The organism is Cryobacterium cheniae (assembly GCF_004403395.1).
In the GTDB taxonomy this organism is placed as follows: Bacteria; Actinomycetota; Actinomycetes; order Actinomycetales; family Microbacteriaceae; genus Cryobacterium; species Cryobacterium cheniae.
Window position 1 is genome coordinate 17,852 of the sequence record NZ_SOGN01000019.1, and the last position, 25,162, is coordinate 43,013.

Consider the following 25,162-nt stretch of genomic DNA (forward strand, 5'->3'; position numbering starts at 1 on the left):
CAATGCAGACCAAGTCGCACACCCCCCGGCAGGCCAGAACGCAGTCCGCGACCGAGCGCCTGGCCCGCCTGATCTACGCCTCCCTCGGACCCACCGCCCTCGTCTTCGGGCTGCTCTCCCTGGGCACCGTCCTCGGGCAGGCCTGGCAGGAGGAGGGCCCCGGATCGATGGCGGCGTGGCTGCTGATCTTCGGGCTGCCGGTGCTGCTCGCCCTGCTCTCGGTGCGGGTGCCGCTGCGGGTGCTGCGGGTGATCGCGCTCGCCGAGGGCGCGCTCTTCGTGCTGCTGCTCCTCTTCTGGCTCACCATGCGGGCGGAGCCGCTGCCGGCGGGCGCGGACATCCCCTGGGCGATCACCCTCACCGGCGTGCCCGTGATGGCCGTGGCGGTGGCCACCACCCGCGACCGCACGGCGTGGGCCTACCTGGTGCTGGTCTGCACGATGAGCGGGCTGGTGCGGGCGGCCACCTCGTCCGATCCCCACCCGGTGCTGGTCGGCGTCGAAGACGCCCTCTACTCGGCCCTGCTGCTCAGCATGCTGGTGGGGCTGACCACCATGGCCCGCCGCAGCGCCATCAAGGTCGACCAGGCCGCCACGCTCGCTCGCGCGCAGCTCGTCGGCCGGGCCGACCGCCTGGCCCGCAAACGCGAACGCCTCACCATCGACGCCCTGGTGCACGACAGCGTCATCTCGACCCTGCTGATGGCCGGCCGCGGAGGCACCCCGGTGCCGGTGCTGAGCCGGCACGCGGCCGACACCCTGGTGCGGCTCGACGCCCTGCGCGCCCCACAGCCCGACCCGAGCGTGCCCGGCGCCGAGGTGACCCGGCGCCTCGAGCAGCTGGTCGGCGAGCTGGCACCGGATGCCGAGATCACCTCCCATCTGCATGGCACCCTCACGGTGCCCGCGCAAGCCGTGACCGCCCTGCTCGGTGCCGTCGGCGAGGCCCTCCGCAACTCGGTCGCCGCGGCCGGTGTGCCGGATCCCGAGCAGCGTCCCGGCACGCCGCCACACCGCCCGGTGGCCCGCATCCTCACCGTGCGCAGCTACCAGGGCGGCATCCGGGTGGCCGTGCACGACGACGGTGTCGGCTTCGACCCCGCCCGGGTGCCCGCCGAGCGCCTGGGCATCGCGCAGAGCATCATCGGCCGCATGGAGCGCCTCTCCGGCGGTGCCGCCGCCGTGCGCTCCCGCCCCGGCGCCGGCACCGAGGTGGTGGTCTCCTGGACCCCCGCGCCCGCAGGCCCACCCGCAGCACGGACTGCAGGACCAGATCCAGAACCAGCGCCAGCACAAGCACCGGCAACCCCAGCCCCGGCACCAGCCCCCTCCCTGCAACAGCAGGGCATCACCCGCCTGCCGAAGTCCATGTCCACGGCGATCCTGGTGGGATTCATCGCCGTGCACGCCGTTCTCGCCTTCGCCGACGATGAACCCCTCTGGACCCTGCCCTACGAGATCCTCGGATTCCTCGCAGTGAGCGCGGCGGCCGCCTGGCTCACCCTCGTCGTGCCCGACCCGGTGTCGAATCGGCATGCGATCGTGGTGCTCGCGCTGTGCGGGCTGGCAGCGGCGGCCACGGCGTTCCCGGTTCCGCCGGTCGGGTCGACCCCGTTCGCCCACTGGCACCTCGGGGCGATCACCATGATGCTGGTCGTGCTGGCGGTGCGCGGCCGGCCCGGATTCGCCTGGTACGGCTACGCCATGATCATGGTCATCTCGATCGTCTGGGCGCTGCTCAACGGGCAGACGCTGCTCGACGGGGTCAACCTGGCCATCCGTCACGCCGGCACGCTGCTCGCCGGAACCCTGTTCGCCGTGGGCCTGAAGCGCTCCACCCTGGCCCTCGCCCGGCTGAACCGGGAACGGGCCCTGAACGGAGCGGCCGCGGCCACGGCGGCCGCGGCCCTTGAGGAGCGCGAAACCCAGCTCACCCGGTTGAACACTCTGGCCCGGCCCACCCTGCAGCGCCTCGCCGACGCCCTGCAGCCCGACGCCCTGCAGCCCGACCCGAAGCAGATCGATGCGACCCTGCGCGCGGACTGCCTGCTCGTGGAGGCCACCCTCCGCGATGCCATCCGGGGGCGCTCGCTCTTCGTGGAGCCGGTGATCAGCGCGGCCCGCGCCGCCCGCAGCCGAGGCGTCGACGTGACCCTGCTCGACGACAGCGCCGACCGTCCGCCCCTGCAACTGGCCGCCGCGGCCGCGATCGTGGCCGCCCAGCTCGACACCCTCACCTACGGCCGCCTGACCGCCCGGGTGCTGCCCGCCGACCGGCCCACCATCGCCTCGATCGTGGTCGAGGCCGGCGAGTCACGGATGCTCACGGTCACCCCCGACGGCCTCCTCCAGCCCACCTAGCCAAAGTCGCCCCGAACTGGGGTATCGCTCCCGCTAGCACCAGCCCCGGCGCATCCCGTAGTGTCCTCGTTTATGAGGACACAGGTCCCCATAAATGAGGACACACCCGGTCCTCATTGGGGGACTTTTTCAGGCGCTGTGAAGGGCCCTGACCTCCAACCAACCCAGACCGTCAGTGGGCGGGGTTTACCCCCAAAGCCCGCCCACTGATGTATTTCACCGTCACCCATCCCCGCGCGAAGATGGCGTTCATCTCCCAGCAGGCCGGGGCCACCGGCGGCTCGCTTTCACCGGCCAATCGATCGTCGCGCTTCAGGGTGCCGCGGGGCAGACCGCCACCGCGAACACCACGCCGGTGGCACTGAGCATCACCGGCAGTCCGGCCGGCGTTGCGCTGGCCTATACCACCAACCCAGGGCCGCCCGTTTCCGGCCTGGCCACCTTCTCCAGCTGCGGAATTGGAAAGATCGGAACCTACGCACTCACCGCAACCGCGCCCGCCGTAACCGGGGCCACCACCGGCAGCGCAACCGCCCGCGTGAAACGCGGGTGCGAACGGCCGGTGGTCGAGCCTGTCGAGACCCCCGAGCTTCCCTCAGTGGCCCGTTCTTCAGCCGACACCCTAGGCGCGGAGCAACGGAACCTGAGCGCTCGGGAACTATGCAAAACTAGAAAGGGGTTCAAAGTTCGGGCCTTGATCCGTTCGTTGAGGAAAGGCCGCCGCGTGGAGCTTCGCGACTACATTCGAATCCTGCGAAAGAGCTGGGTACTGATCGTCCTACTCACCCTCGTCGCCGTCGGTGCAGCCTCTACCTACTCCATTCTGCAGACGCCCGAGTTCAGCGCCACCTCAAAGGTCTTCGTCTCCACCCAGGCCAGCGGAACGACGAGTGACCTCGCCCAGGGCAGCAGCTTCACTGTGCAGCGGGTCAAGACCTACTCCGACCTCGTGGCCACCCCCATCGTGCTGCTCCCGGTCATCGCAACCCTCGACCTTGGCACCACTGCCGACCAGCTTGCGGGCAAGATCACTGCCTCAGCCCCTATCGACACCTCGATCATCGAAATCACCGTCATCGACACCGACCCAGTGCGCGCTGCGGACATCGCCAATGCCGCCTCGCAGAGCCTTACCGCGGTCGTTGAAGACATTGAGACCCCCGAGGCCGCCGACGCCATCTCCCCGGTCAAGCTCACCCGCGCGCAGGAGGCCACAGTGCCGTCCGTGCCGGTCAGCCCGAACGTGCCCCTCAACATCGTGCTCGGCTTCCTCGTGGGTCTGGCCTTGGGCGTGGGCCTGGCCGTATTACGCGAGACGCTCGACACGCGCATTCGCACCGAGCGCGACGTGGAATCGGTGACGGACGTCGCGATCCTTGGCGGCATCGTCTTCGACCCCAAGGCACAGGAACGCCCGCTGATCGTGCACGTCGACCCGCGCAGCCCGCGTGCCGAGTCGTTCCGCACCCTGCGCACCAACCTGCAGTTCCTCGACGTGGGCCGCACGGATCGCAGCTTCGTGATCACGTCCTCCATCGAGAGCGAGGGGAAGAGCACCACGGGCGCGAACCTGGCCATCGCGCTCGCCGACTCGGGCGCCCGCGTGCTGCTCATCGATGCTGACCTGCGCCGTCCCAAGATCCACGACTACATGGGCATCGACGGCACCGTGGGTCTCACCGACCTGCTCGTCGGCCGCGCCGAGCTGAAAGATATCATCCAGCCTTGGGGCAAGGGCAAGCTCTTCGTGCTGCCCGCCGGGCACGTGCCGCCGAACCCGAGCGAGTTGCTCGGCTCGGCACGCATGAGTCACTTCATCGGCGAGTTCAACAAGACCTTTGACGTGGTCATCTTCGACGCGCCGCCGCTACTGCCGGTGACAGATGCCGCCATTCTCGCCAAGAACGTGGGCGGCGCGATCATCGTGGTGGCTGCCGGCCGCACGCACAAGAACCAGCTCAAGGGCGCAATTGCCGCCCTCGACAACGTCGGTGCCCCAATCTCCGGCATGGTGCTCACCATGCTGCCGACCAAGGGCCCCGACTCCTACGGCTACGGCCGCTACGGCTACGGCTACGGCTACGGCGCCGAAGAGACCCCCGAGCCCAACTCCCGCAAGGCACGCGCCCTAGCCAAGGCAGGGCGCTGACCGTGGCCGACCACTCGTCGGTCGACCTCCCGGTTGTCGAGACCACCCCCACGGACACCTTGAACATCCTGGTCGTCTGCACCGGCAACATCTGCCGGTCCCCCCTCGCCGAAAAACTCCTCCAATCCCGCCTGACCGCGGCTGGCATCCCCGCCATCGTCACAAGCGCCGGAACCCGCGCCATGGTCAACCACCCGATGACAGACGAGGCAGCTTTCCTGGCCACCCGATACGGCGCGGAGCCCACACTCCACGCCGCGCAGCAGCTCACGGCGGACCGCATCGCGGCCGCCGACATCGTCCTCACCGCCACCCGGGAGCACCGAGGCGAGGTAGTCTCCCTCCACCCCCGTGCCAACCGCTACGCCTATACCCTCAACCAGTTTGCGAGACTGGTCACCGCAAAGCTTTCGGATGTCGAGCTCCCGGTGGTTGAGCCTGCCGAAACCCCCACCATCAACAATTTCCTCGCCGAAATCTCCACCACGAAGGGCCTAGCTCTTCCCCCGCTAGACCCCAACGACGACGACATCGACGACCCCTACCGCCGCTCCGCGGAGGTATACGACCGCGTAGGTGTCGAAATCGACAAGGCCGTAACCACCATCACCGCCGCCCTCTCCGCGGCGACCGGGCGCCCGTAACCATGGCCCGCCCACTTCGCCATATTCCACGCGACTCCTCCACTCGACGCGTCTGGGTCTACCTCGCCGTCGCAATGTTTCTCCTCGCCGACATCGCCCTGATCGCCTTCGCGCTCAACTCCACCCGCCCCGGCGTCACAGCCGAGGCACCTCGGTCCGCTCCCAGACTCGCTGCCACGAGCGACCCCGCCACCACGCCGGATCCTGCCGCCAAGCCGGCAGCACCAACTGGCGTGGCAGTGCCGCCCGCCCGCTTCCTCTCTGCCGTCGACGACACCACGGCCTGGCGGGTGGTTACTGGCGAGTGCCCCGCCACCCCGGCGACTCCCGAACTCACGACCGACTCCGGAGCCACCTGGGAATCAAAGAGCGCCACCGGCCCCACCGAGGTCACCGCACCGCAGGCCCTTAAGGCCACGAGCGAGAGCATTATAGAGTTCGTGGGCCTGTCCGCGACCGACTGCGCCCCCGAGTTTGTCCAGACTTTCGTGGGTGGCGACACTTTTAAGTCCTATCCCGAGAAGCTCGGCGGGGCCTGGTTCGTCAATCCGGCCGACCGAGCCGTGGTGCACAGCCCTGCCGGCGACGCCGCTGCGCCCTGCCCGGCCGTTATTGCCCTCGCGCCCCGCGACGCCAATTCGGCCGCCGTGCTGTGCGATGAACAGACTATTTTTACTACCACGAATGCCGCCGCAACTTGGTCATCGGCCGTCACAGTTCCCGGCGCCGTTAACCTGAATATGACTCAAGCAGGTTACATTATTGTTGCGGTCGGTCTTCCGGAATGTGCGGGAGTGCAGCTTGTCGCTCTGCCGGCCGAATCCCCCACGGTCACGTCGGCAGGCTGTCTCCTGGTCGATACGCCGATGGAGATCATGCCGGGCAATGTTGCCGTGTCTGAGGCCTCTGGTACCCTTTGGCTCTGGGCGGGTAACGAACTGAAACGATCATCAGACGGGGGAATGGCCTGGCAGTAATCTGCCGAGCCGGAGGAATGAACGAAGAAACAGTAACGGTCGCACCTGCGGTCCAGAATTCATCTCGTGACTGGCGTATCATTTATGCCGCACGCTTGGCCATCACAGACTTACTCGTTCTCATCTGGGTGGTCTTCGGGGTCCAGATTCTCTGGTTTGGACTTGATACGGCAGATCTCGATTTTCGCGGGAACGCCAGCGACCTGAGCATCAGCTACACCTTGGTTTCCCTGGTCATCATCGTGAGCTGGATGACTCTGCTTGGAGTGTATGGTTCTCGGGGGTATCGAGTGTTGGGCACGGGGCCCGACGAGTACAAGCTCATTGCGAATGCGTCGATCCGGCTTTTCGGGCTGGTGGCGATCATCGCCTATCTTTTTCATATTGATGTGGCTCGCGGCTATATCCTCATCGCGTTTCCTCTGGGCATAATTGTGCTTACCTGTTCCCGGTGGATGTGGAGGCAGTGGCTGGTCGTGCAGCGGCTTCGTGGAAGATTCTCTGCTCGCGTAGTGCTGGTTGGTTCCCAATCGTCGGCGTTTCGCATTCACCGCGAACTGAGTCGACAACCTGGTGCCGGATATCTTGTCGTCGGTGCCTGCGTCGAGGGAGGGCGAAGCGGGGACTACTTGGGGGACACAAAGATCCCCGTTTTCGGAGGTCTCGACGATCTGCATCTCGCTCTCGACTTGGCCAATGCGGACACAGTCATAGTCACTGGTAGCGATGAAATGACTCCCGATCGAATGCGCGAACTCAGCTGGGGCCTGGAACCCGGTCAACACCACTTGGTGTTGGTCCCCAGACTGACAGATATCGGTGGTCCTCGAATTCACACTCGACCTGTTTCAGGATTGCCACTCATCCACGTTGAGACTCCCCGTTTTGATGGGAAGAAACTCTTCACCAAGCGCGCGGTCGACGTGGTGGGGTCTGGGCTCCTCCTCCTACTCCTCTCACCGCTTATGGGGCTCATTGCACTTGCGGTCCGCATCGGGATGCCAGGCCCTGTGCTCTTCCACCAGACCCGAGTTGGCATCAATGGCGTGGCCTTCAGAATGTTAAAGTTTCGCTCGATGGTCCCGGATGCGGAAGATCTGCTTGCCGACCTTCAGGAGGATGAGCGTGCAGAGGGAAATTCGGTCCTGTTCAAGATGAAGGATGACCCTCGGATTACGCCCCTCGGGTCACGCCTTCGCCGCTTAAGTCTTGACGAATTGCCTCAGCTCTTCAACGTCTTTTCTGGGAGTATGTCGCTCGTTGGCCCCCGTCCGCCGTTGGAATCCGAGGTTGAGAAGTATGAGCAGCACGTTCACAGGCGATTCCTTGTGAAACCCGGCATCACAGGGCTCTGGCAGACGAACGGGCGATCGTCCCTATCCTGGGAGGAGAGCGTGCGTCTTGATCTTTATTATGTCGAGAATTGGTCTCTGGCAGGCGACCTTGTCATTCTTTGGCGCACTCTCAAGGCCGTTTTAGCAAAGGAAGGTGCATTTTGAGTTTGCCGTTCAGAGGGGCTGACGCTTCCTCTGAGTTGTCAAACCAGCGTTCAGCCAAACCGCGAGTCGCCATTATTGGTACGCGCGGCTACCCGAGCTACTACGGGGGCTTTGAGACGGCGGTCCGTCGGCTCGCTCCATATCTTGCCGATCGGGGCTGGGATGTAATTGTCTACGGGCGCCCGGGTGCAACTCGCGACAGCGATCCGTCGCTCGATCCGAGAATTATCCGCAAGGAAACGAGCGGGCTGGAGACGAAGTCTTTGAGTACGCTGTCCTACGGATTGACAGCGTGCCTCCATGCTTCAAGGACAAAACCCGACGTTGCTCTCGTCATGAACGTGGCAAACGGCTTCTGGCTTCCAATCCTGCGCCTTCGTGGAATCCCCACGCTGGTGAATGTCGACGGCATTGAATGGGACCGAGCCAAGTGGGGACGATTCGCGAAGTTAGTCTTTCGCACCGGTGCCAAGCTCACCGCTCGATTCGGCACTCGCTTGGTTTTCGATGCTCGTGCCATTGCAGCGCGGTGGCAGACGGACTTCGGCCGCGAAGGTATCTTCATTCCGTATGGGGGGGAGATAGCAGAGGAATTGCCAGCGGAGGATGGGCTGACCCACCGCGGTTACGTGCTTGTCGTCGCGCGCTTTGTACCCGAGAACACGATCCCCGAGTTTCTCGAAGCGGCTGAAGTACTCTGCCGTTCATGGCCGGTCGTCATCGTGGGATCCTCAGGTTATGGCGGGGTGCTGGAGGACAAGATTCGTGCGTTGGCGCTTCACTCCGAAAATATCCGTTGGCTCGGGCATATCAGCGACGATCGGCGTCTGCTTTCACTCTGGCAGCACGCGGGCGTCTACTTCCACGGCCACAGCGTGGGGGGAACGAATCCGGCGCTTGTTCAAGCTATGGCCTGCGGTGCACCAACCGTTGCACGCGACACTGTTTACAACCGCGAGGTGCTGGGGACCGCTGGTGCGTTCGTGGTGCCCAACGTCGCCTCCATTGTGGAGATGACCCGGAAGCTCATGAGCGACTCCTCACTTCAAACTGAGTTCAGCGAGGCTGCCAGGCTTCGCGCGGAGGCGTTCTACTCCTGGGATGCGATTTCTCGAGATTATGAAGAGTCGCTTATTCGCCTGCTGCACAAATAATTCTGAGAGGGACAGACTTGCCTCGGTTAGGTAGGGGAGCCGGTTCTTTGACACAGTTCGTGTCCGTGCCAAAAATGGTTTGAGGAGAATCGGAACACATGAAGACCCGCTTCACAGGTCTGCCGTCGGCAGATATGCATCTGGTCCATTCGCAGTGGGCTGTAAAGGTATTGATGATGTTTGCTAGGGGACTGCTGAAGAAGCCGTTCTTGGGGAGTTCAAAGGGGCTTCTCTTGCTCGGCCGCGGATCGAGGATAAGGAACGCTCAATTCGTTTCACATGCCGGGCGGCTCGTTGTCGAAGATTCTGCTGAGATTCAGGGGCTATCCAGGGAAGGGATAGTGTTCGGGCGCGATGTATCTGTTGGAAGTGGAACCTTGATTCGCCCCTCGAGCTACTACGGGGGCGAAATAGGAATCGGCCTGCAAGTAGGAGATCGATCCAGTTTCGGCGCAGATTGCTTTATAGGATGCTCAGGGCGAATAGTCATCGGGTCTGATGTCATGATTGGCCCAGGGGTTCGGCTCTTCTCTGAAAACCACAATTTCGAACATACGGATCAAACAATCAAGTCACAGGGCGTCACACGCAGTTACCTGAAAATCGGTGATGACTGTTGGATAGCCTCTGGAGTTACTTTGACAGCCGGCATCACGGTCGGTCGAGGTGCTGTCGTCGCGGCGGGCAGTGTCGTCACGACGGATGTTCCTGATTACGCAGTCGTCGCTGGCGTCCCAGCGAAAGTCATGAAGTATCGCGTTGCGGGGGCCGAAAAATGACAAATTCGCGAAACGTGCTTTTCGTTCATTCCTCAAACGAAATGTATGGGGCCGACAGGATGCTTCTTCGCGTTTTGGCTGCGCTTCCCGAGGGCGTAAAGCCGACTGTGTGGCTTCCGGACGACACTTCATCTGCTGCCAACTCACTGAGCACTCACCTGACGAAAGCCGGAATTGGCTACGAGGTTCGTGCCATGCCGGTACTGCGCCGAAAGTACCTGAATGCGCCAGGCCTTGCTCGATTGTTCAAGGGGATGATTGCCGGGACCTTTGCTCTGCGGAAGATGGCCCCTGATGCCGTTTTTTGTATGACCAGTGCCGTGCTCACATTCGCGCCTATTTCCCGCCTAGCTGGCGTGAAGAGTGTTGTGCTCTACAACCAGGAAATATGGACTGACCGGGAAAGCTGGATTCTCGGGATCCTGGCGCGAGCATGTACCAACGCTGTCGCCATTTCGGATGCCTCTCTTAAGTCCTTGAGGGGACCAATCGCGAATAGAGCTGTTACCATCGCAAATGGTGTGCCCGATCGCGATCCCGCTTACGGGCCGATTGTTGATCGCTCGGGGCCGGTGCGTTTCTTCATAGGGAGTCGCTGGAATTCCTGGAAAGGACACGAGACACTTCTCGAGGCATGGGACTCAAACGTCGCGCCGGGTCTCTTGGTGATCGCAGGGTCCGCTCCACCCCTTGGTCAAGGAGTGGATGTGGAGGGTCTCGTGGAAGCGCTGAAACACCCCGGCTCCGTGTCTGTCGTCGGCGAGACTGACGATGTCACAAAGCACATTGACTATGCCGACTTCGTGATCATTCCATCGGATGCTCCAGAGCCGTTTGGCCTACTCGCGATTGAAGCCTTTGCACGTGCACGTCCAGTTATAGCGAGCGACGCCGGCGGCCTCGCTCGAATCGTCCAGCATGGACACACCGGTCTGAAGTTCCCGTCGCGGAATGCCTCCGAGTTGCGCCTCCTGCTTCAAACTGAAGCGACGCGGGAAAGGGCAATTCGCATGGGACGAGAGGCGCGTGCTGATTATGAAGAGAGCTATTCGTCGGAAAAGTTTCGAGTTCGTTTCGTCGAATTTTGGTCGACCCTGTTTTGACATATCACTGTGTTCCACGGACGCGCAGAGCATCGGGCACAAATGGGTTCCCACGATCGTCGCGCTGCTCGTGTTGCCTTTGAAGGGCAACGGGCCGTCTTCTCCCGGACGAAGTGCAGGAGTCGTCACAACATCGAGAGGATCAACGCACGGGCTGGGAGGGGATTCGCTCACCTCCCCTCACCGCACTGCTGCTGGGCTGAGCGGCGTTCCCAAGCGCAGCAGACATCATATGAAAGGGCTCGGAAATGAAATCAGGCGCACTACGCGGTGAGTTGAAGCCAGAATCTCGATCGAATAATGGAGGCCAAAGGGTCAGGATTATCGATCCGAGTGCGGGCATCGGCGTCGGTCACCATGCGCACTGGTTTCGGCTCCTTGACGATTCATTGAATGCGCATGACTTGCCTGCCACAGCCGAGGCGCCAGACGTTGACGGCGAGAAGGAGGGGTGGTCGAGGTGGTACTGCCGTGCAATCGACAACAGCATCGATGCGGGGCCAAGTCACCTCGTCTTCTCATCCGCGGACGACGCTTTAACTTCGATGCTGCGCAAGTCCCTGAGACTTCGTAGGAACCACCTAAATGTTCATGCCTTATTCTTCAGGTTGAGCAGACAGCCCCGGGCGGGCGGGCGGGCGGCGTTTGCAGTGAAGATTGTCTTGCTTTTCGCACTGCGAATGTTGATCCCGGGGTTTCGTGCGTACGTGCTTGAGCTCCCGATTGGAGCGCCCCCCAAATGGCACAGATGGGTGCAACTTATTCCGGTGGTTGATTCCTCAGCATTTGAAGTCGGTCAACCTGTTGGGGTCGCTGAGGCCCGATCAGCATACGGCGGAAGCCTTCCGGCTGAGAATCAGATCATTTTGGTGATCGGCATGCTTGGGCCAGGAAAACATGTGGACTCCTTTTTGCACATGTGGAATGAGGCTCCAATTGAAGGCGCGTCGCTAGTGTTTGCGGGCGTGGCGGAGCCACCCACCCACGAGGCGCTGCGGTCGGCAGCAGAGACCAACGTTGGAATTGTGTACATCTCAGGTCGGCTCACGGATGTTGTGTTTGACCATCTTCTGGAGAGCGCCGACGTGGTCGCAGCCGTTTACCGCTACTCCGCTTCCAGCGGAGTAGCGCTGAGAGCACTCGCCTTGGGCACGGCGTTAGTTGTCGGAGGGTCCAAGGTTCTGACAACACAATTGAGAGGAACTCCGGGGGTCGTTGTTGCTGAGGACACCTCTGCGGCGGAGCTATCGCGGGCCATTCGCATTGCGTTGGGAACTCGAGTTCCCCCTCTTCAGCTGGATCCAAATAATTCTGCAGTCTTTCCTAGGCCGATAGTTGAGTCGATTCTTAAAGCGGAATCGACGTGAGAAGGCTCTTCAAGAGTCGTAGCTTTTCCTTTTCCTTCTCTCAAGCTGTCTTTTCGCTTTCCAATTTTCTACTTAATCTGGTCCTGCTGCGCGGGCTGAGCCCGGCGGAGTTTGGCTCAGCATCTTTGGCGCTGACATTCGTCTACTTTGTTGTTGCGTTTCAACGCAGCCTCGTTGGGGACATGATGATTGTCTTCGCATCGCGATCAGTGAGTGTTGCTGTGTCCGGGGTGATGGTCGTTGCAGGTGTTGCTGCGTTCGCGTCGGTGGGAATGACGGTTGCCTGGGCACTAATGCCCGCCAGTATCCCGATCTATTTGCCGCTTATGGCTGGGCTGATTGTTCTCCAAGATGGTCTTCGTTATGCGGTGGCGTCGAGCGGGACCGCAGCTGACCTCCTACGCGGGGACGCCGTCTGGATTGCGAGTAGTCTGGCTGCCGCCTGGCTCGCAGTCACCGGCGTACAGGACACTGGAACGACGATCCTTGTTTGGTCAGTCGGCGCTTCAGTTACTGCCCTGCTCTTGCTGGTCCAAGTCCGTCGGGCATCTAACGGGGTGGATCGCCGGGTCGGATTCTTCCGATTCACTGGCAGTCTCGGTCTCTGGAACAGTGGGCAATTCCTTGTAAGCAACGGGACCATTCAGGCAGCGCTTACCGCAACGGCTATCGCCGTGGGGTCGCAGGACTTCGCGGGGTATCGTGCGATGCAAATACTCTTGGGTCCTTTACTGACAGCTGTTCTTGCCTTCGCGTCCCCTCTGCTTCTTTGGATCTCCAAGCAAGGAACTGACGATTGGACCGCAAAGCATGCAGTCATCGGAGGCGGCGTCCTCGCCGTCCTGATGGGCGCAGCTGGTCTTGTCGTGCTTGCAGCTTCGCACTCTCTGATTCTTTTGGTCTCAGGGCGCGAGTACATTCAGTATTCTCCGCTGCTGCTGCCTGGGTTGGTAGCGCTGGTTTTCGTCGCCGCCAACGTGCCCATCGCCTCGACTTTCACGTCCCTCGGCAAGGGGCGAGTCTTCTTCGTCACTTCGGTAGCCGTGACAGTGCCTGCATCGTTGGTTGTGGTCTTTTCTGCATACGCAGTTGGGATTGAGTGCGCTGCTTGGGCTACTGCTGCCCAATACGGCCTGATTGCAGGTGTATGTGCCTACGTACTGGTGCGAATTCATCCTTCGCGGCCCCGCGATGTAGATCCGCGTTGACACACAGCGAAAACAGGGCAACTTCTGCCAAGCGAGTTTGAGCGGCCCTGTTTTAACTGGCACTATGAACGGCCGTTCTGGTCTATCCTCTCCCTGAGGGAATAGAACTTAGTCGGATGCTCGAGCGAAGCGCATTAGTTGTTGTACTCTCACTTCCCAGGTCCCAACCTCCAAAAGGCGCGAGTGTGCCCTATCTACTCGGTCTTGGAATAGGTGAGGCGAGTCGGTCAAGGTCTTCAAGAGATCGGGCAGCTCGCTCAGGGATACGTTCACACCCGGGCAGAAGCCGAACAAAGTCGTCATTTCTTGAGGCACGTGTCCGACAATGAGCGTCTTAGTTGCGACCGCTTCGAGATACCTGTGTGTCATGGACTCCCAGTGGCCGGTGCGCCCATCTGGGTGCGATACGGCGCCTGGATAGCACAGAAGCGCCTGTGACGCCTGGAGAGCTGAAATTAAATCTGCACGCGTCGGAAGAAAGACCATGGGGGACAGCGGATCCTTAAAGCGGTGCTGGCGCCCGAGGCGCTCGAGCGTTTCGCGAACCATGTCATGACCTGCCGCGTAGCGTCGACCGATTTCCAATACGCAGGTGGATCGCGATGAAAGGCTGGGACCAGGTAGGTAGAGCGCTTCATCAATAGCTTCCGGAAGCCACAGGATTTCGATATCGGGAAACTCCGCCGACCAGAACTCTGCAGCTTGACTGGACGTAAACGCAATTCGCTTCAGAGCATAGCGCCGAATGAAATCACGCCACTCGGCCTCGCGCGACGGCCAACAATCCCAGACGAACGGGACAATCTCGTGTAGTGCGCCGTACGGATGTAACTGCCTCTCCGCCAAGCCCATAAGCCCAATTATCGACGTGGTCTTGGCTCCCGAGAGGCGCGGGGGTGTCAGCCGTAACTTTGCGAAGGACCGCCCAAATACGTCCCAAAAACTCGGCCAGGCGTGTCCCTTCAGCGGGCGGGCCCCGGCCAAGTTCAGGGCGATCTCAAGATCCTGCAGGATGAGTTCGGAAAATTCTTCTCCCTTGCGGGTCTCGATATAGGTGACACTAGGTGTTTCGGGCGTAGTCACTCGTGCATCCTCCCTCTCCTGCGCGTGTCCTGATATTTGAGATCTTGCAAGGTTCGTTCCGCCTAGTCATCGAGTGGCCATTCCGTCTTCAGTCCATGAATCAAATGAGCATGGCACTCTTGTACTCGGAGTTCGACGGAGTAGGCGCCACAATGACCTTGGCCGAAGGTCGACTGCCGCCAATCGCGCCTGCGGCGACTGCGATGGAGGCAGCGGAAGCCATAGGGCTGAATAGAAGGTCCCAACATGCCAGGAGCCCAAGGAACGCAACTGCCATCTCAAAGGGCCGAACGTTTTGGAAGATTCGGGTCACACCCAGTAATAAGTACAGCCCGACGATGGCGGCGGCTACAAAACCCAGGACTCCGAAGTGGAACCAAACGTTAGCTAAGGAAGAGTGCAGGTCCACTCGATCGCCAAAAACCTGGCTGTAAAAATATGGACCGGCTGTGTCTCCACCCACGCCCCTGACGCCGGTCATAGCTTCGGACATGGCGAATGTTGATGGCGTGCTCCCCACCCCGAATCCGGGAGGGTAGATTCGCATGAGCTCCATGGTGGCGCCCCACTCTGTTCGGCCTCCAAGGATTGGGTTTTGCCCGAGTGCTGTCTGTCGAACGGCTCTCTCTTGTAGGCCGGCACCGGCAAGTCCGCTGACAATGACCTGATTGATTGTGATTGCAGTTATCCCGACGATCCCAGAAAGGTACAGCAGGACACTCGCTGGACGCCGTGCTCCCAATCTTCCAACTGGCTTGGACAGTACGTCGACCAGTAGCACGACGATGCACAGGACCGCCATGCTCCGGAAGTCCATCGTGAGGTTAGCGAAGATCAGGACGAACAACGTGCCCCGGCGAATAAACGGCCGCAAGCGGTCCACCAATAGCAGGGCAATCACGGTGACGCCGGTGCTCCCCGCGAACTTCCACCAATTGTCTGTTTGGCCGAGCTGGAACAGAGACGAGAAGACAGCCCCGAGACCGACGAGAAACAGGGCGACGGACAAGTGCAGCTGCCCAAACGCCCAGCGACAAGCGAGAGCAGCTACCGTAAGTCCCAGCAGCCAAACGACCATTTCCGACACCACGAAGAAACTGCCTGTCGTACCGAATCGAGCGGGTACCGTGACTGCCAGCAGGATGCCACCTAATATGACGGTCATTACCGTAATAGCAGCGGTCCAACCGAATCGGCCCCTCAACGTGACGGGTAAGAGCGCGAACCCGAGGATCGCAGCTATCGGGAGAGAAGAAATACCCGGTACGCGAAGTAGAGCAGTCGCCAAAACCAACCCCGCCATGAATCGGGTCAACGCAACAAAAGGCGCTGTGCGGATTGAAGGGTTCGAGTAGAGCCTCCCAATGCGAGTACTTGACATCTTGGACCCTCTGGAAGCGTTCATGCCGGGCTTTTAGACTACTTCAAACTGGATCGGCACAGTCCAGCCGGGAATTCCAGTCAATCATTCCTGTCGCTATCTGCAGTGCGATGGACCGCAAACCTGTGCGTCGGCACCCGAGCTTCTGACATTTAGAAGGCCCTGAAAAAATTGGGCCTTCCGGCCCGACGAATCTGTCACGCAGTGAGCTTATGTCGAGGCAAATCGTTGTGAGTCCAGCCCACTAGTGCAGGCCAGGACGAGGAGCCACGCGCCCATGGGGTTGCCTCACCGAACCAGGGCCGGTCCGGTCTGAGAGCTTGGTCTGGAATAGCCGCGCGGCCCAAACAAGGCGACTCTGCGTGCCTGGCTTCGTGTTCGCTTCGCGAGGCGTGCGAACCGTGCTGTCACCAAAGGTCTGTCAGCCTGGCCCCTTATCTGGGTCCTCCAGCTTGAGGGCGAATAGCAGGCAAGACGAGCCAAAGCTGATCGCCACCGAAACGACATCTCTCGCCCCACTATCGATCACGCAACCAGCAGCCCTCAAGGCTGACAGTCAAGTCGACTTGACGGAGGCCTAGCGTCAAGAACCGTTTACCCATTTCGTCAGGCAATCCGAACGCTGACTAGGTCTCAACGAGGGCCCGGACAATGCGACAGGCTAGGCTCGAATCATTGTTTGGCGCCGTCAATGAGCGTCAAGACCGAAGCGGGGGAGTCACTTGCGGGCATTATTGACGGGTGGAAACGGGATGCTGGCGCGAAGCATCAAAGATTCTTGGGACCGGCTGCGACCCGACGATGAGCTCATCGTCGTCAGGCGCGAGGACGCCGACCTGACGGATGCCGTGGCCACGAAAGCAATGATTAGGGGCGCAAGGCCCGAAATCGTCCTGCATGCGGCCGCCCGAGTCGGTGGGATTGCCGCGAACATCGCGGATCCGGCAGGTTTTTTGATGGACAATCTTCTTATCGATTCCAGCGTACTCAAGGCTGCATTTGACTTAGGGGTGGAGAAGGTTGTCTACTTCGGCAGCTCATGCATGTACCCGCGTGACTATCGGCAGCCTCTGATGGAAGCCGACCTACTGGCCGCGCCCCTCGAGCCCACGAATGAAGGCTATGCGCTCTCTAAGATAGTCGCGGCCAAATATTGCGAGTACGTGGCAGATCAGTTTGGGCGCAGCTTCCGTGTCGTTATCCCCTCCAACCTCTATGGGCCGGATGATGATTATTCTCTCGGCCACGGACACCTGGTCGCCGCCGCGATTGCCAAAGCGCATGCTGCAAAGCTTGCGGGTTCAACTCAAATTGGTGTTTGGGGAGATGGGACGGCCCTGCGGGAATTCACTTACGTGGGCGACCTGGCATCCTGGGTGGTTGCGAACTTGGATCGTATCGATTCATGGCCGACGATGATGAACCTTGGTTTCGGAAGAGACCATTCGGTGCTCGACTATTACCAGGCGGCCATGGAAGTAGTCGGCTGGAAATGCGAACTGGTTCTCGACACAAGTAAGCCAGCAGGAATGCATCAAAAACTGATGAGTTCCGACGTAGCTAAGCAGCATGGCTGGGCCCCTCAGACAGAACTGCTTGACGGGATGCGGATTGCGTACCGTCGGTTCCTTGATGTCTCCCCAACCAATAATTCCCACTCAACGAGAGAAACTCCCACACAATGACTACTGCGCGGTACCCCCTAGCCACGTCTACCTGGGACGATGCCGAATACGCCGCACTGCAGCGTGTCATCGATACTGGCCGCTTCACGATGGGGCCCGAAGTGCGGAAATTTGAGGAAGAGTTCGCTGCATTCTTCGGCTCACGGCACGCGGTAATGGTGAATTCGGGCAGTAGTGCAAACCTCATCGCGATCGCCGCGGCGGTGGCGAATCCAGACGTTGACCTGAACCCTGGGGACGAAGTAATTGTCCCGGCAGTGTCATGGGCCACGACGTATTACCCTATTCATCAACTTGGGCTTGTTCTTCGTTTCGTTGATATTGACGTCGATACCCTCAACATGAATCCCAAATTGGTTGTGGATGCGATCGGTCCAAGAACGAAAGCCATATTCGCCGTCAGCCTCCTCGGGAACCCGGCGGACCTGATGACATTGGCTGGCATTTGTGCTGAACACGGCCTGACGCTTATAGAAGACAACTGCGAATCGCTGGGATCATCGATTGACTCAAAGTTCACAGGCACCTTCGGGCTTGCAGGTACATTCAGTTCCTTCTTCTCGCATCACATCTCAACGATGGAGGGCGGACTGATCTTGACCGATGATGACTACATGTATCAGGCAATGGTCTCCCTGCGCGCCCACGGGTGGACACGGGATCTCCCCCAAGACAACCTCATCTGTCCCAAAACCGGTGTGGACTTTGATGACCAGTTCAGATTCGCGCTCCCTGGATACAACGTGCGCCCACTCGAAATGTCGGGCGCCCTCGGTCGAGAGCAGCTAAAGAAGGTTCCATCGCTTGTCGCTGGGCGGCAGGCGAATGCCATTCTGTTCGCAGAACGATTCGCGCCAGTGGAGGATGTTCGGATTCAGTCAGTGGCTGCCTCGAGCAGCTGGTTTGGGTTCTCCCTTGTCCTGGAAGGAAGACTCGAGGGACGACGAGCGCAGGTTGTCTCCGCGTTAGCAGAAGCTGGCATCGAATCAAGGCCGATCGTTGCAGGGAATTTCACCAAAAACCCCGTGATGTCGAAGCTCCGCACGGTGGTTCCAACTGATCTGCCGGCTGCTGACAAGATTCACGCTGACGGTCTCTTTGTGGGAAATCACCACTATCCGATTCCAGCAGAATTGGATCTCCTACTTGAGGTGATCGAGTGCGTGGTTTAACTCCCGAGTTGGGCGCAGTAGAGAAGCATGCCAGCGCCCCTTCTTGATTCAAGTCCTCAAGGACACACGCATCATTAGTCTTCCGGGGGACAACAATTCTTATTGTGAACAACGGTGGCGGTCGCAGGCCACCACGCCGAAAAGTATGGGGAAATAGTTGACGAAGCGCGCTTTCATTACAGGCATCACGGGGCAGGACGGGTCGTATCTCGCGGAGTTGCTCCTGTCAAAGGGGTACGAAGTGCACGGAATGATCCGGCGCGCGTCGACCTTTAACACCGTGCGAATCGACCATCTCTTTGTTGATCCACACGAGCCGGGGGCGAGGCTGTTCCTTCACTATGGCGATCTTGGCGACGGGGCCCGCATGGTTACTTTGTTGGCGGAAATCAAGCCGGACGAGGTCTACAACCTCGCAGCCCAGTCTCATGTCCGAGTATCCTTTGACGAACCTGAACACACTGGCGACACAACGGGCATGGGAACAATCCGTCTTCTTGAAGCAGTGCGAATGTCCGGCATCAGTACTCGCTTCTACCAAGCGTCTAGCTCAGAGATGTTTGGCGCTACTCCTCCACCCCAAAACGAGGAAACCCCCTTTTACCCCCGATCGCCCTACGGTGCGGCAAAGGTATACAGCTACTGGGTGACGAAGAACTACCGCGAGGCCTACGGCATGTTCGCTGTGAACGGGATCTTGTTCAACCATGAGTCTCCTCGTCGCGGTGAGACATTCGTTACCCGCAAGATCACTCGCGCCGTCGCTGCAGTTAAAGCCGGTAAACAGGAATTTCTCTACCTGGGCAACCTCGATTCAGTTCGAGACTGGGGCTATGCGGCTGAGTACGTCGAAGGCATGTGGCGCATGCTACAGGTGGACGAACCCGACGATTTCGTGCTTGCCACGGGCGGGAACTTCACGGTGCGCGATTTCGTGGAAACCTCGTTCAGTCACGCAGGCCTCGATTGGGAAAACCACGTCAGATTCGATGAGCGATACCTGCGCCCGACGGAGGTTGATGCACTTGTTGGTGATGCATCGAAGGCCAGGGAAAAACTCGGCTGGGAGGCAAAGGTCGACACGGCGGAACTTGCCCGAATCATGGTTGACGCGGACATTGCTGCGCTGGAGCGCGCCGGGCACCCCTATATAGACGAAGTGAAGCTCGAGAGCTGGGGGACGAAGTAGTCCGAGCCCAGACTCTAGCGCGGGGTGTGCCCTGCAAAGTTCAAACCGGGCAGGCGCGGGCCGTTGCCCCACCGGAATCTGTCATCATGGATTCAGCCAATACATGAAGGATACGTCGCTCACAGTGATCACCAGATCGGCGGTCCACCGCTCCCTGCATTGCAGACGATCCCGAATCGTCACATTGTCAGGGCTATTACTGGTCCTGCTCGTCGTTGTTGCCGTGACTTGGGTCGGTACACGGGGGATGCTAGCGAAGCGAGAGATCGAAAGCGCTGTCCCTCTTGCCTCGATGATTCAGGCTCAAGTTGTGGCTGGAGACGCCGAGGCGGCCGGGGAAACCGCGGAGAAGCTCTCCGCTCACGCATCGAGTGCGGCAAGTTTGACGAACGACCCTGTGTGGCGTTCCTTCGAACTGGTCCCTGTTCTGGGCTCCAACTTCACCGCAGTGCGCGAGCTTGCCGCTATTGTTGACGGCGTTTCGCAGAGCGCCATTACTCCGCTGGTCGGCGTCGCACGTTCTGTCGAGCTGGGCGACTTCAAGCCTGTAGACGGTTCAATCGACCTCCAGCCGCTTATTCAGGCCCGGTCGCAGGTCGCCGCCGCGAGTACGGCTTTGGCCGTGTCCGAGAAATCCGTGCGGGCAATCCAGACGGGCAACACGCTCGATGTCGTTCGAAGGGCCGCTGATCAGCTCGAGGCTGCCGTTACCCGTGCTGCGGGGAGCGTTGACGTCGTCGATCGGGCCGTACGTCTGGCGCCGAACATGTTGGGTGCAGCCGGGCCGCGCAACTACGTGCTGATGTTCCAGAACCCGGCGGAGCTGCGGGCCACTGGGGGAATCGCCGGTGCGGTGGCACTCCTTCATGCCGAGAACGGAAGAATCACGCTGGCGCAGCAGGCGTCGAGTGGTGACTTCCCTCGGTATGACACACCCGTGCTACCGCTGGCAGATGAAACACGCGGCCTCTACGGCGATATCACTGGCCAGTACATTCAAGACGTGAACCTCACGCCCGACTTTCCGCAGTCGGCGCTGCTCGCGCGTGAAATGTGGCGCACGCAGTTTGGCCTTGAGACCGATGGTGTGATCTCAATCGACCCGGTGTCCCTAAGCTACCTCCTGAGGGCAACAGGTCCGATAACTCTGGCTACCGGCGAGGTGCTGACGGCCGAAAATGCGGTGCAGCTGTTACTCAGCGATGTTTATTCGCGGTATGAGGATCCAGCCGACCAAGACGCGTTCTTCGCTGCTGCGGCGGCATCCGTTTTCTCGACGGTGTCGCGGGGAGACGCCGACCCTGTCGCACTGGTGACGGCCCTGGCTCAGGCAGGCAGCGAGCACCGCGTTCTGGTGTGGAACGCCAATGACGAAGACCAAGCAGTGCTCACAAACACGACTCTCGCCGGCGGCCTGCCGCTGAGCAACGCTAGTGCCACCCGATTTGGTGTGTACCTGAACGACGCGACGGGCGCGAAGATGGGTATGTACCTCGATATGCAGGTCGCCGTGGGCCAGGTAACCTGCCGAAAGGACAAGCGCCCCAACTATGGTGTTTCCGTCACGTTGAGTAACACCGCGCCTGCTGATGCGGCAATCACCCTGTCGGATTACGTAACTGGTGGCGGTGTCTACGGGGTTGCACCCGGGAACGTAAAAACCGTCGTGTCTGCCTACGGGGCGCCGGGCATGCAGAATCTGGGTATGACTCGGGATGACTCGGTCGTTGCGTATCATCCCGCCACGGACTCTTCGCACCCGGTCAGCGCCATTGAGGTCGAGCTGGCGCCAGGAGAATCCACAGTCCTGCACTTCGGTTGGTTGGGACTGGAGCCCTCCTCCGCGCCGATCGTTGCGCAATCGACGCCCGTAATTCACCTAAACGAAACACGTGAACTGGAATTGGGCTGTGAATCTGCCCTATGGTAGAGACGTGTCGTCGGTGACGCACCTGTGCGTCGGCACAACTTTCATTTCTACGGGGGGACCCTCAACCATGGCAAAAAAGACTTTCGCAGTTATCGCGCTGGCATTCCTCGCGATCTTCGCAGTGCCGGCCGCAGCCAACGCTGCTGGATACATTGCGGCAGACAACATCTCCGTCAGCGGTTCGGCGACTGCCGGCAGTGAACAGACCGTCACGTTTGACGACGGCTCCTTCACCCCCGGCGAGACCGTAACCTTCGCCGTGACCGGCGAGGGCTTCGCGACCTCCACGATCACCATGACCGGCACCGCCGACGCCCAGGGTGCCGTCACGTTCAAGTTCACCCTTCCGGCCGACGCGAGTGGTTCCTACTCTGTCACCGCAACGGGCACCACCTCGGGCAACGTCGGCACCGCCACCATCACGGTTGTTACCGCTGACGCTGGAACCACTGGCACCGACACCGCTGAGGACGTTGATGGCGGCCTCGCAAACACCGGTTACGAAGCTCCGGTTCTTCTCATCTGGGGTGCCGCTGGCGCGCTTCTCCTCGGCGTGGCACTCGTGCTCGTGCTGAACGTCGTTCGTCGCCAGAAGGCGACCGCGTAACACTCAGTTTGCAGAAGGCCCCGAACGCGAGTTCGGGGCCTTCTGCGTGTGCGGGGGCCGACAGGTGCAAATAGGCTTGAAGCTATGGGAGTGAATGCATGAAGATTTCAGTTATCGGCTGTGGCTACCTCGGGGCTGTGCACGCCTCGGCGATGGCCGAACTCGGCCACGACGTGGTGGGTATTGACATCGACGCGCACAAGATCGAGCAGCTGGCCGCGGGCAAGCCGCCGTTCTACGAGCCGGGACTACCTGAGATCCTCACGTCGGCGCGTGCCTCCGGCAGATTGCGTTTCAGCACCGACATCGCCGATGCCGCCGGCGCTCGGGTGCATTTCATCGGCGTGGGCACCCCGCAGAAGCCCGGCAGTCATGCCGCCGACCTCACCTACGTGGACACGGCCGTGCAGTCGCTGTTGCCGCATCTTGCCGCGGGCGACCTCGTCGTGGGCAAGAGCACCGTGCCAGTCGGCACCGCCGCCCGCCTCGCCGGAGTGATTGAGGCATCCGGTAGCGGTGCATCGCTGGCCTGGAACCCCGAATTTCTGCGCGAGGGCTTCGCGGTGAAAGACACCATCAGCCCCGACCGCCTTGTCTACGGGGTGCCGGCCGGTGCAGCCGGCGAGCACGCTACTGCGCTGCTTAACGAGGTCTACGCCTCGGCCATGGCAGCCGAGACGCCCCTGATCGTCACCGACTACGCCACCGCGGAACTCGTGAAGGTCGCCGCGAATGCCTTCCTGGCCACGAAGATCAGCTTCATCAACGCCATGAGCGAAATCGCCGATGTCTCCGGGGCCAACGTCACCGAGCTGGCAGACGCCATCGGCTTCGACGTGCGCATTGGCCGCAAGTTCCTCAATGCCGGGGTCGGTTTTGGTGGCGGCTGCCTGCCCAAGGACATCCGCGCGTTCACGGCCCGTGCCGAAGAACTCGGTCGCGGCGACTCGGTCGCGTTCCTCAAGGAGGTCGACGCGATCAACCTGCGGCAGCGTCAGCGCGTCGTGGCCATGACCCTACAGGCGCTGGGCAAGCCCGTGTACAAGTGCAAGGTGGCCGTGCTCGGTCTGAGCTTCAAGCCGCACTCCGACGACGTGCGCGACTCGCCGGCCCTCGACGTGGCCGTGCAACTCCGCGGCCTAGGCGCCGACGTGGTGGCGACTGACCCGCAGGGCATCGAGAACTCGCGGGCGCGGCATCCGCAGCTCAATTACTCGAGCAGCATCGAGGAGACGCTACGCGATGCCGACGCCGTCGTGCTCGTCACGGAGTGGGCCGAGTTCAAGGAGATCGACCCGGTCTGGGCGGCCACGCTTGTGCGCACGCCGATCATCATCGACGGCCGCAACACCCTCGACGCGGCCGTATGGCGTGCCGCCGGGTGGACCTACCAGGGGATCGGGCGGCCGTAACCGTCCCGAGCAAAGTGCGATGAGCTCGCCGCAGGCCGACTTCGCTGGCGGGCGTCCGCCGTCAGGCCTTCTGAAGGGCCCTTGCTACGAGCACGAGAGTCGGCACGGCCACGATCACGATGACGGCGATTCGGGTCACCTGAAACATCTTGGTGTGTTCTCGGCGCCGGGACCAGCGACGAATCTTACGGGTGCGGTATCTGATGCTCACCTTCCGACGCTACGCTGCGCCGAACGTGGAGAAGGCATCCACAGCGCCCCCAGAGGTGGTGCCCCCAGAGCTGGTGCCCCCAGAAAAACGAGTTACTTCAGCAGGGCCGGCACACGTTCCACGGGCACTGAACGCGGGGCGTCGAGCTTGGCCTTCCAGGCGAGGAACGGGCGCTCCACCAGCCACCAGCTGATTGTTGCCGCAAAAATGGTGATCGGCAGGGAGAGCAGGGGACCGTTCGGGATGGACGGCGTGGCACTGAGCCACAGCACCACCGGGTAGTTCCACAGGTAGGCCGCATACGAAACGGTGCCGAGGGCCAGCGCCGGCTTCAGCCACCGCGCCGGGAGGGCCTTCCACTCCCGCAGGTGGAAGATCAGCACCACCGTCAGCAGGGCTACCAGCGGGCCGATGGCCAGGTAGGTGAGGTGCCAGCTCTTGGCGAGCGGGGAGAACGTGATCACCATGAGAATGCCCAGGCTGAATAGTGAGAGCGCCGCCCTCGGAACGCGGGATTTGGGCAGCAGGCGGGCCAGGGCATCCTGACCGAGGCAGGCGGCGGCGCCGATGACCATCGCGATCGCCCAGGAGCTGGGCAGCGTGTATATGCGGGTGATGTCCGGGGCCGTCATCAGCATCGACGCGATCATCACGGTCATGATGGCGAGCACCGAACCGACCAGCACCCAGCGCATGCGGCGGAACCGCACCCCGATGGCCAGCAGGATCGGCCAGACCAGGTAGAACTGTTCCTCGGTCGCCAGCGTCCACAGGTGGCTGATGCCGGAGCTGCCCAGCGGGATCGGCAGGTTGCCGGTGTAGGTGATCCCGATCAGCAGGCCCCGGCCGAGGCCGGCCTTGTCGCCCCAGGGGTCAAGAGCCAGCGTGACCACGGCCAACACGGCCAGGAAGAGCACCATCGCCGGAACCAGCCGGATCGCGCGGTTGCGGTAGAAACGGCCGTACCGCACCCGACCGAAGCGGTGAAGGTCGGAGACGAGCAGCCCGGTGATCAGGTAGCCGCTGAGGGCGAAGAACATGACGACACCCACGATGCCGCCGCCGCCGATCGTCGACGGCCACGCGTGGCGAACAAGCACCAGAGCGATGGCAAGGCCGCGAATGAGGTCGAGGCCCACGATGCGCCCGGGTCTAAGAGTTTCGGGCACCAATGGTCCTTCGCTAAGTCTGCAGTGTCACCAGACTACCGAGTGGGCTGAGGCTCAGTGCGAACCTGACCACGCGGACCGGG

The 25,162-nt window shown here is 61.3% G+C and carries 20 protein-coding genes; 16 read left to right on the plus strand and 4 right to left on the minus strand.

Features of this window, described 5'->3' with window-relative positions:
* Nucleotides 1–2: 2 nt before the first annotated feature.
* The 10 genes from E3T23_RS03400 (at nucleotide 3) to E3T23_RS03445 (ending at nucleotide 13,240) form a co-directional block, all read left to right on the plus strand.
* A complete protein-coding gene (locus E3T23_RS03400) occupies nucleotides 3–2,360 on the plus strand; it encodes a sensor histidine kinase (protein ID WP_134369008.1) in 2,358 nt (785 codons plus the stop codon).
* A 724-nt stretch (nucleotides 2,361–3,084) separates the two neighbouring features.
* The gene (locus tag E3T23_RS03405; protein ID WP_134369009.1) at nucleotides 3,085–4,509 is read left to right on the plus strand and encodes a tyrosine-protein kinase domain-containing protein; all 1,425 of its coding nucleotides are present in this window, start codon (nucleotides 3,085–3,087) and stop codon (nucleotides 4,507–4,509) included.
* Nucleotides 4,510–4,511: 2 nt separating this feature from the next.
* Nucleotides 4,512–5,153 (plus strand): arsenate reductase/protein-tyrosine-phosphatase family protein, encoded by a 642-nt coding sequence (locus tag E3T23_RS03410; protein ID WP_241977570.1) that lies wholly within the window; start codon nucleotides 4,512–4,514, stop codon nucleotides 5,151–5,153.
* Nucleotides 5,154–5,227: 74 nt separating this feature from the next.
* Nucleotides 5,228–6,130 (plus strand): hypothetical protein, encoded by a 903-nt coding sequence (locus E3T23_RS03415; protein ID WP_134369010.1) that lies wholly within the window; start codon nucleotides 5,228–5,230, stop codon nucleotides 6,128–6,130.
* Between the two features lie 17 nt (nucleotides 6,131–6,147).
* Nucleotides 6,148–7,629, plus strand: a complete 1,482-nt coding sequence (locus E3T23_RS03420; protein WP_134369011.1) for a sugar transferase — start codon at nucleotides 6,148–6,150, stop codon at nucleotides 7,627–7,629.
* The gene (locus E3T23_RS03425) at nucleotides 7,626–8,783 is read left to right on the plus strand and encodes a glycosyltransferase (protein ID WP_241977572.1); all 1,158 of its coding nucleotides are present in this window, start codon (nucleotides 7,626–7,628) and stop codon (nucleotides 8,781–8,783) included. The genes E3T23_RS03420 and E3T23_RS03425 overlap by 4 nt, the downstream gene beginning before the upstream one ends.
* Before the next feature lie 98 nt (nucleotides 8,784–8,881).
* Nucleotides 8,882–9,562: an acyltransferase gene (locus E3T23_RS03430; protein ID WP_134369012.1), complete on the plus strand. Its 681-nt coding sequence runs from the start codon at nucleotides 8,882–8,884 to the stop codon at nucleotides 9,560–9,562.
* Complete coding sequence (locus E3T23_RS03435; RefSeq protein ID WP_134369013.1) at nucleotides 9,559–10,665, plus strand: glycosyltransferase family 4 protein; 1,107 nt, start codon at nucleotides 9,559–9,561, stop codon at nucleotides 10,663–10,665. The genes E3T23_RS03430 and E3T23_RS03435 overlap by 4 nt, the downstream gene beginning before the upstream one ends.
* 767 nt (nucleotides 10,666–11,432) lie before the next feature.
* A complete protein-coding gene (locus E3T23_RS15125) occupies nucleotides 11,433–12,032 on the plus strand; it encodes a glycosyltransferase (RefSeq protein ID WP_166806183.1) in 600 nt (199 codons plus the stop codon).
* Nucleotides 12,029–13,240: an MATE family efflux transporter gene (locus tag E3T23_RS03445; protein ID WP_134369015.1), complete on the plus strand. Its 1,212-nt coding sequence runs from the start codon at nucleotides 12,029–12,031 to the stop codon at nucleotides 13,238–13,240. Before E3T23_RS15125 ends, E3T23_RS03445 begins: the two co-directional genes overlap by 4 nt.
* A 108-nt stretch (nucleotides 13,241–13,348) precedes the next feature.
* Here E3T23_RS03445 and E3T23_RS03450 read toward each other — a convergent pair whose 3' ends face one another.
* Together E3T23_RS03450 and E3T23_RS03455 are read right to left on the minus strand one after the other, a co-directional pair.
* The gene (locus E3T23_RS03450) at nucleotides 13,349–14,323 is read right to left on the minus strand and encodes a CgeB family protein (protein ID WP_134369016.1); all 975 of its coding nucleotides are present in this window, start codon (nucleotides 14,321–14,323) and stop codon (nucleotides 13,349–13,351) included.
* A gap of 100 nt (nucleotides 14,324–14,423) precedes the next feature.
* Nucleotides 14,424–15,488 (minus strand): hypothetical protein, encoded by a 1,065-nt coding sequence (locus E3T23_RS03455; RefSeq protein WP_134369017.1) that lies wholly within the window; start codon nucleotides 15,486–15,488, stop codon nucleotides 14,424–14,426.
* A gap of 950 nt (nucleotides 15,489–16,438) precedes the next feature.
* On the opposite strand from E3T23_RS03455, the gene E3T23_RS03460 reads away from it, so the two are divergent.
* The 6 genes from E3T23_RS03460 to E3T23_RS03485 all read left to right on the plus strand — a co-directional run bounded on the left by E3T23_RS03460 (nucleotide 16,439) and on the right by E3T23_RS03485 (nucleotide 23,699).
* On the plus strand, nucleotides 16,439–17,389 hold the full coding sequence (locus E3T23_RS03460) for an NAD-dependent epimerase/dehydratase family protein (RefSeq protein ID WP_255570639.1): 951 nt from the start codon (nucleotides 16,439–16,441) through the stop codon (nucleotides 17,387–17,389).
* The gene (locus tag E3T23_RS03465) at nucleotides 17,386–18,561 is read left to right on the plus strand and encodes a DegT/DnrJ/EryC1/StrS family aminotransferase (protein WP_134369019.1); all 1,176 of its coding nucleotides are present in this window, start codon (nucleotides 17,386–17,388) and stop codon (nucleotides 18,559–18,561) included. The genes E3T23_RS03460 and E3T23_RS03465 overlap by 4 nt, the downstream gene beginning before the upstream one ends.
* Before the next feature lie 157 nt (nucleotides 18,562–18,718).
* Nucleotides 18,719–19,750 (plus strand): GDP-mannose 4,6-dehydratase, encoded by a 1,032-nt coding sequence (gene gmd / locus E3T23_RS03470; protein WP_134369020.1) that lies wholly within the window; start codon nucleotides 18,719–18,721, stop codon nucleotides 19,748–19,750.
* A 310-nt stretch (nucleotides 19,751–20,060) separates the two neighbouring features.
* Nucleotides 20,061–21,680 (plus strand): DUF4012 domain-containing protein, encoded by a 1,620-nt coding sequence (locus tag E3T23_RS03475; protein WP_166806184.1) that lies wholly within the window; start codon nucleotides 20,061–20,063, stop codon nucleotides 21,678–21,680.
* Between the two features lie 4 nt (nucleotides 21,681–21,684).
* Nucleotides 21,685–22,287 (plus strand): sortase, encoded by a 603-nt coding sequence (locus E3T23_RS03480; protein ID WP_134369022.1) that lies wholly within the window; start codon nucleotides 21,685–21,687, stop codon nucleotides 22,285–22,287.
* Nucleotides 22,288–22,385: 98 nt separating this feature from the next.
* A complete protein-coding gene (locus E3T23_RS03485; RefSeq protein WP_134369023.1) occupies nucleotides 22,386–23,699 on the plus strand; it encodes a UDP-glucose dehydrogenase family protein in 1,314 nt (437 codons plus the stop codon).
* A 61-nt stretch (nucleotides 23,700–23,760) separates the two neighbouring features.
* Here the strand turns inward: E3T23_RS03485 and E3T23_RS15130 are convergent, their stop codons facing one another.
* Both E3T23_RS15130 and E3T23_RS03490 read right to left on the minus strand, forming a co-directional pair.
* Complete coding sequence (locus E3T23_RS15130) at nucleotides 23,761–23,910, minus strand: hypothetical protein (protein WP_166806185.1); 150 nt, start codon at nucleotides 23,908–23,910, stop codon at nucleotides 23,761–23,763.
* Between the two features lie 92 nt (nucleotides 23,911–24,002).
* Complete coding sequence (locus E3T23_RS03490) at nucleotides 24,003–25,079, minus strand: acyltransferase family protein (protein ID WP_134369024.1); 1,077 nt, start codon at nucleotides 25,077–25,079, stop codon at nucleotides 24,003–24,005.
* Nucleotides 25,080–25,162: the final 83 nt, after the last annotated feature.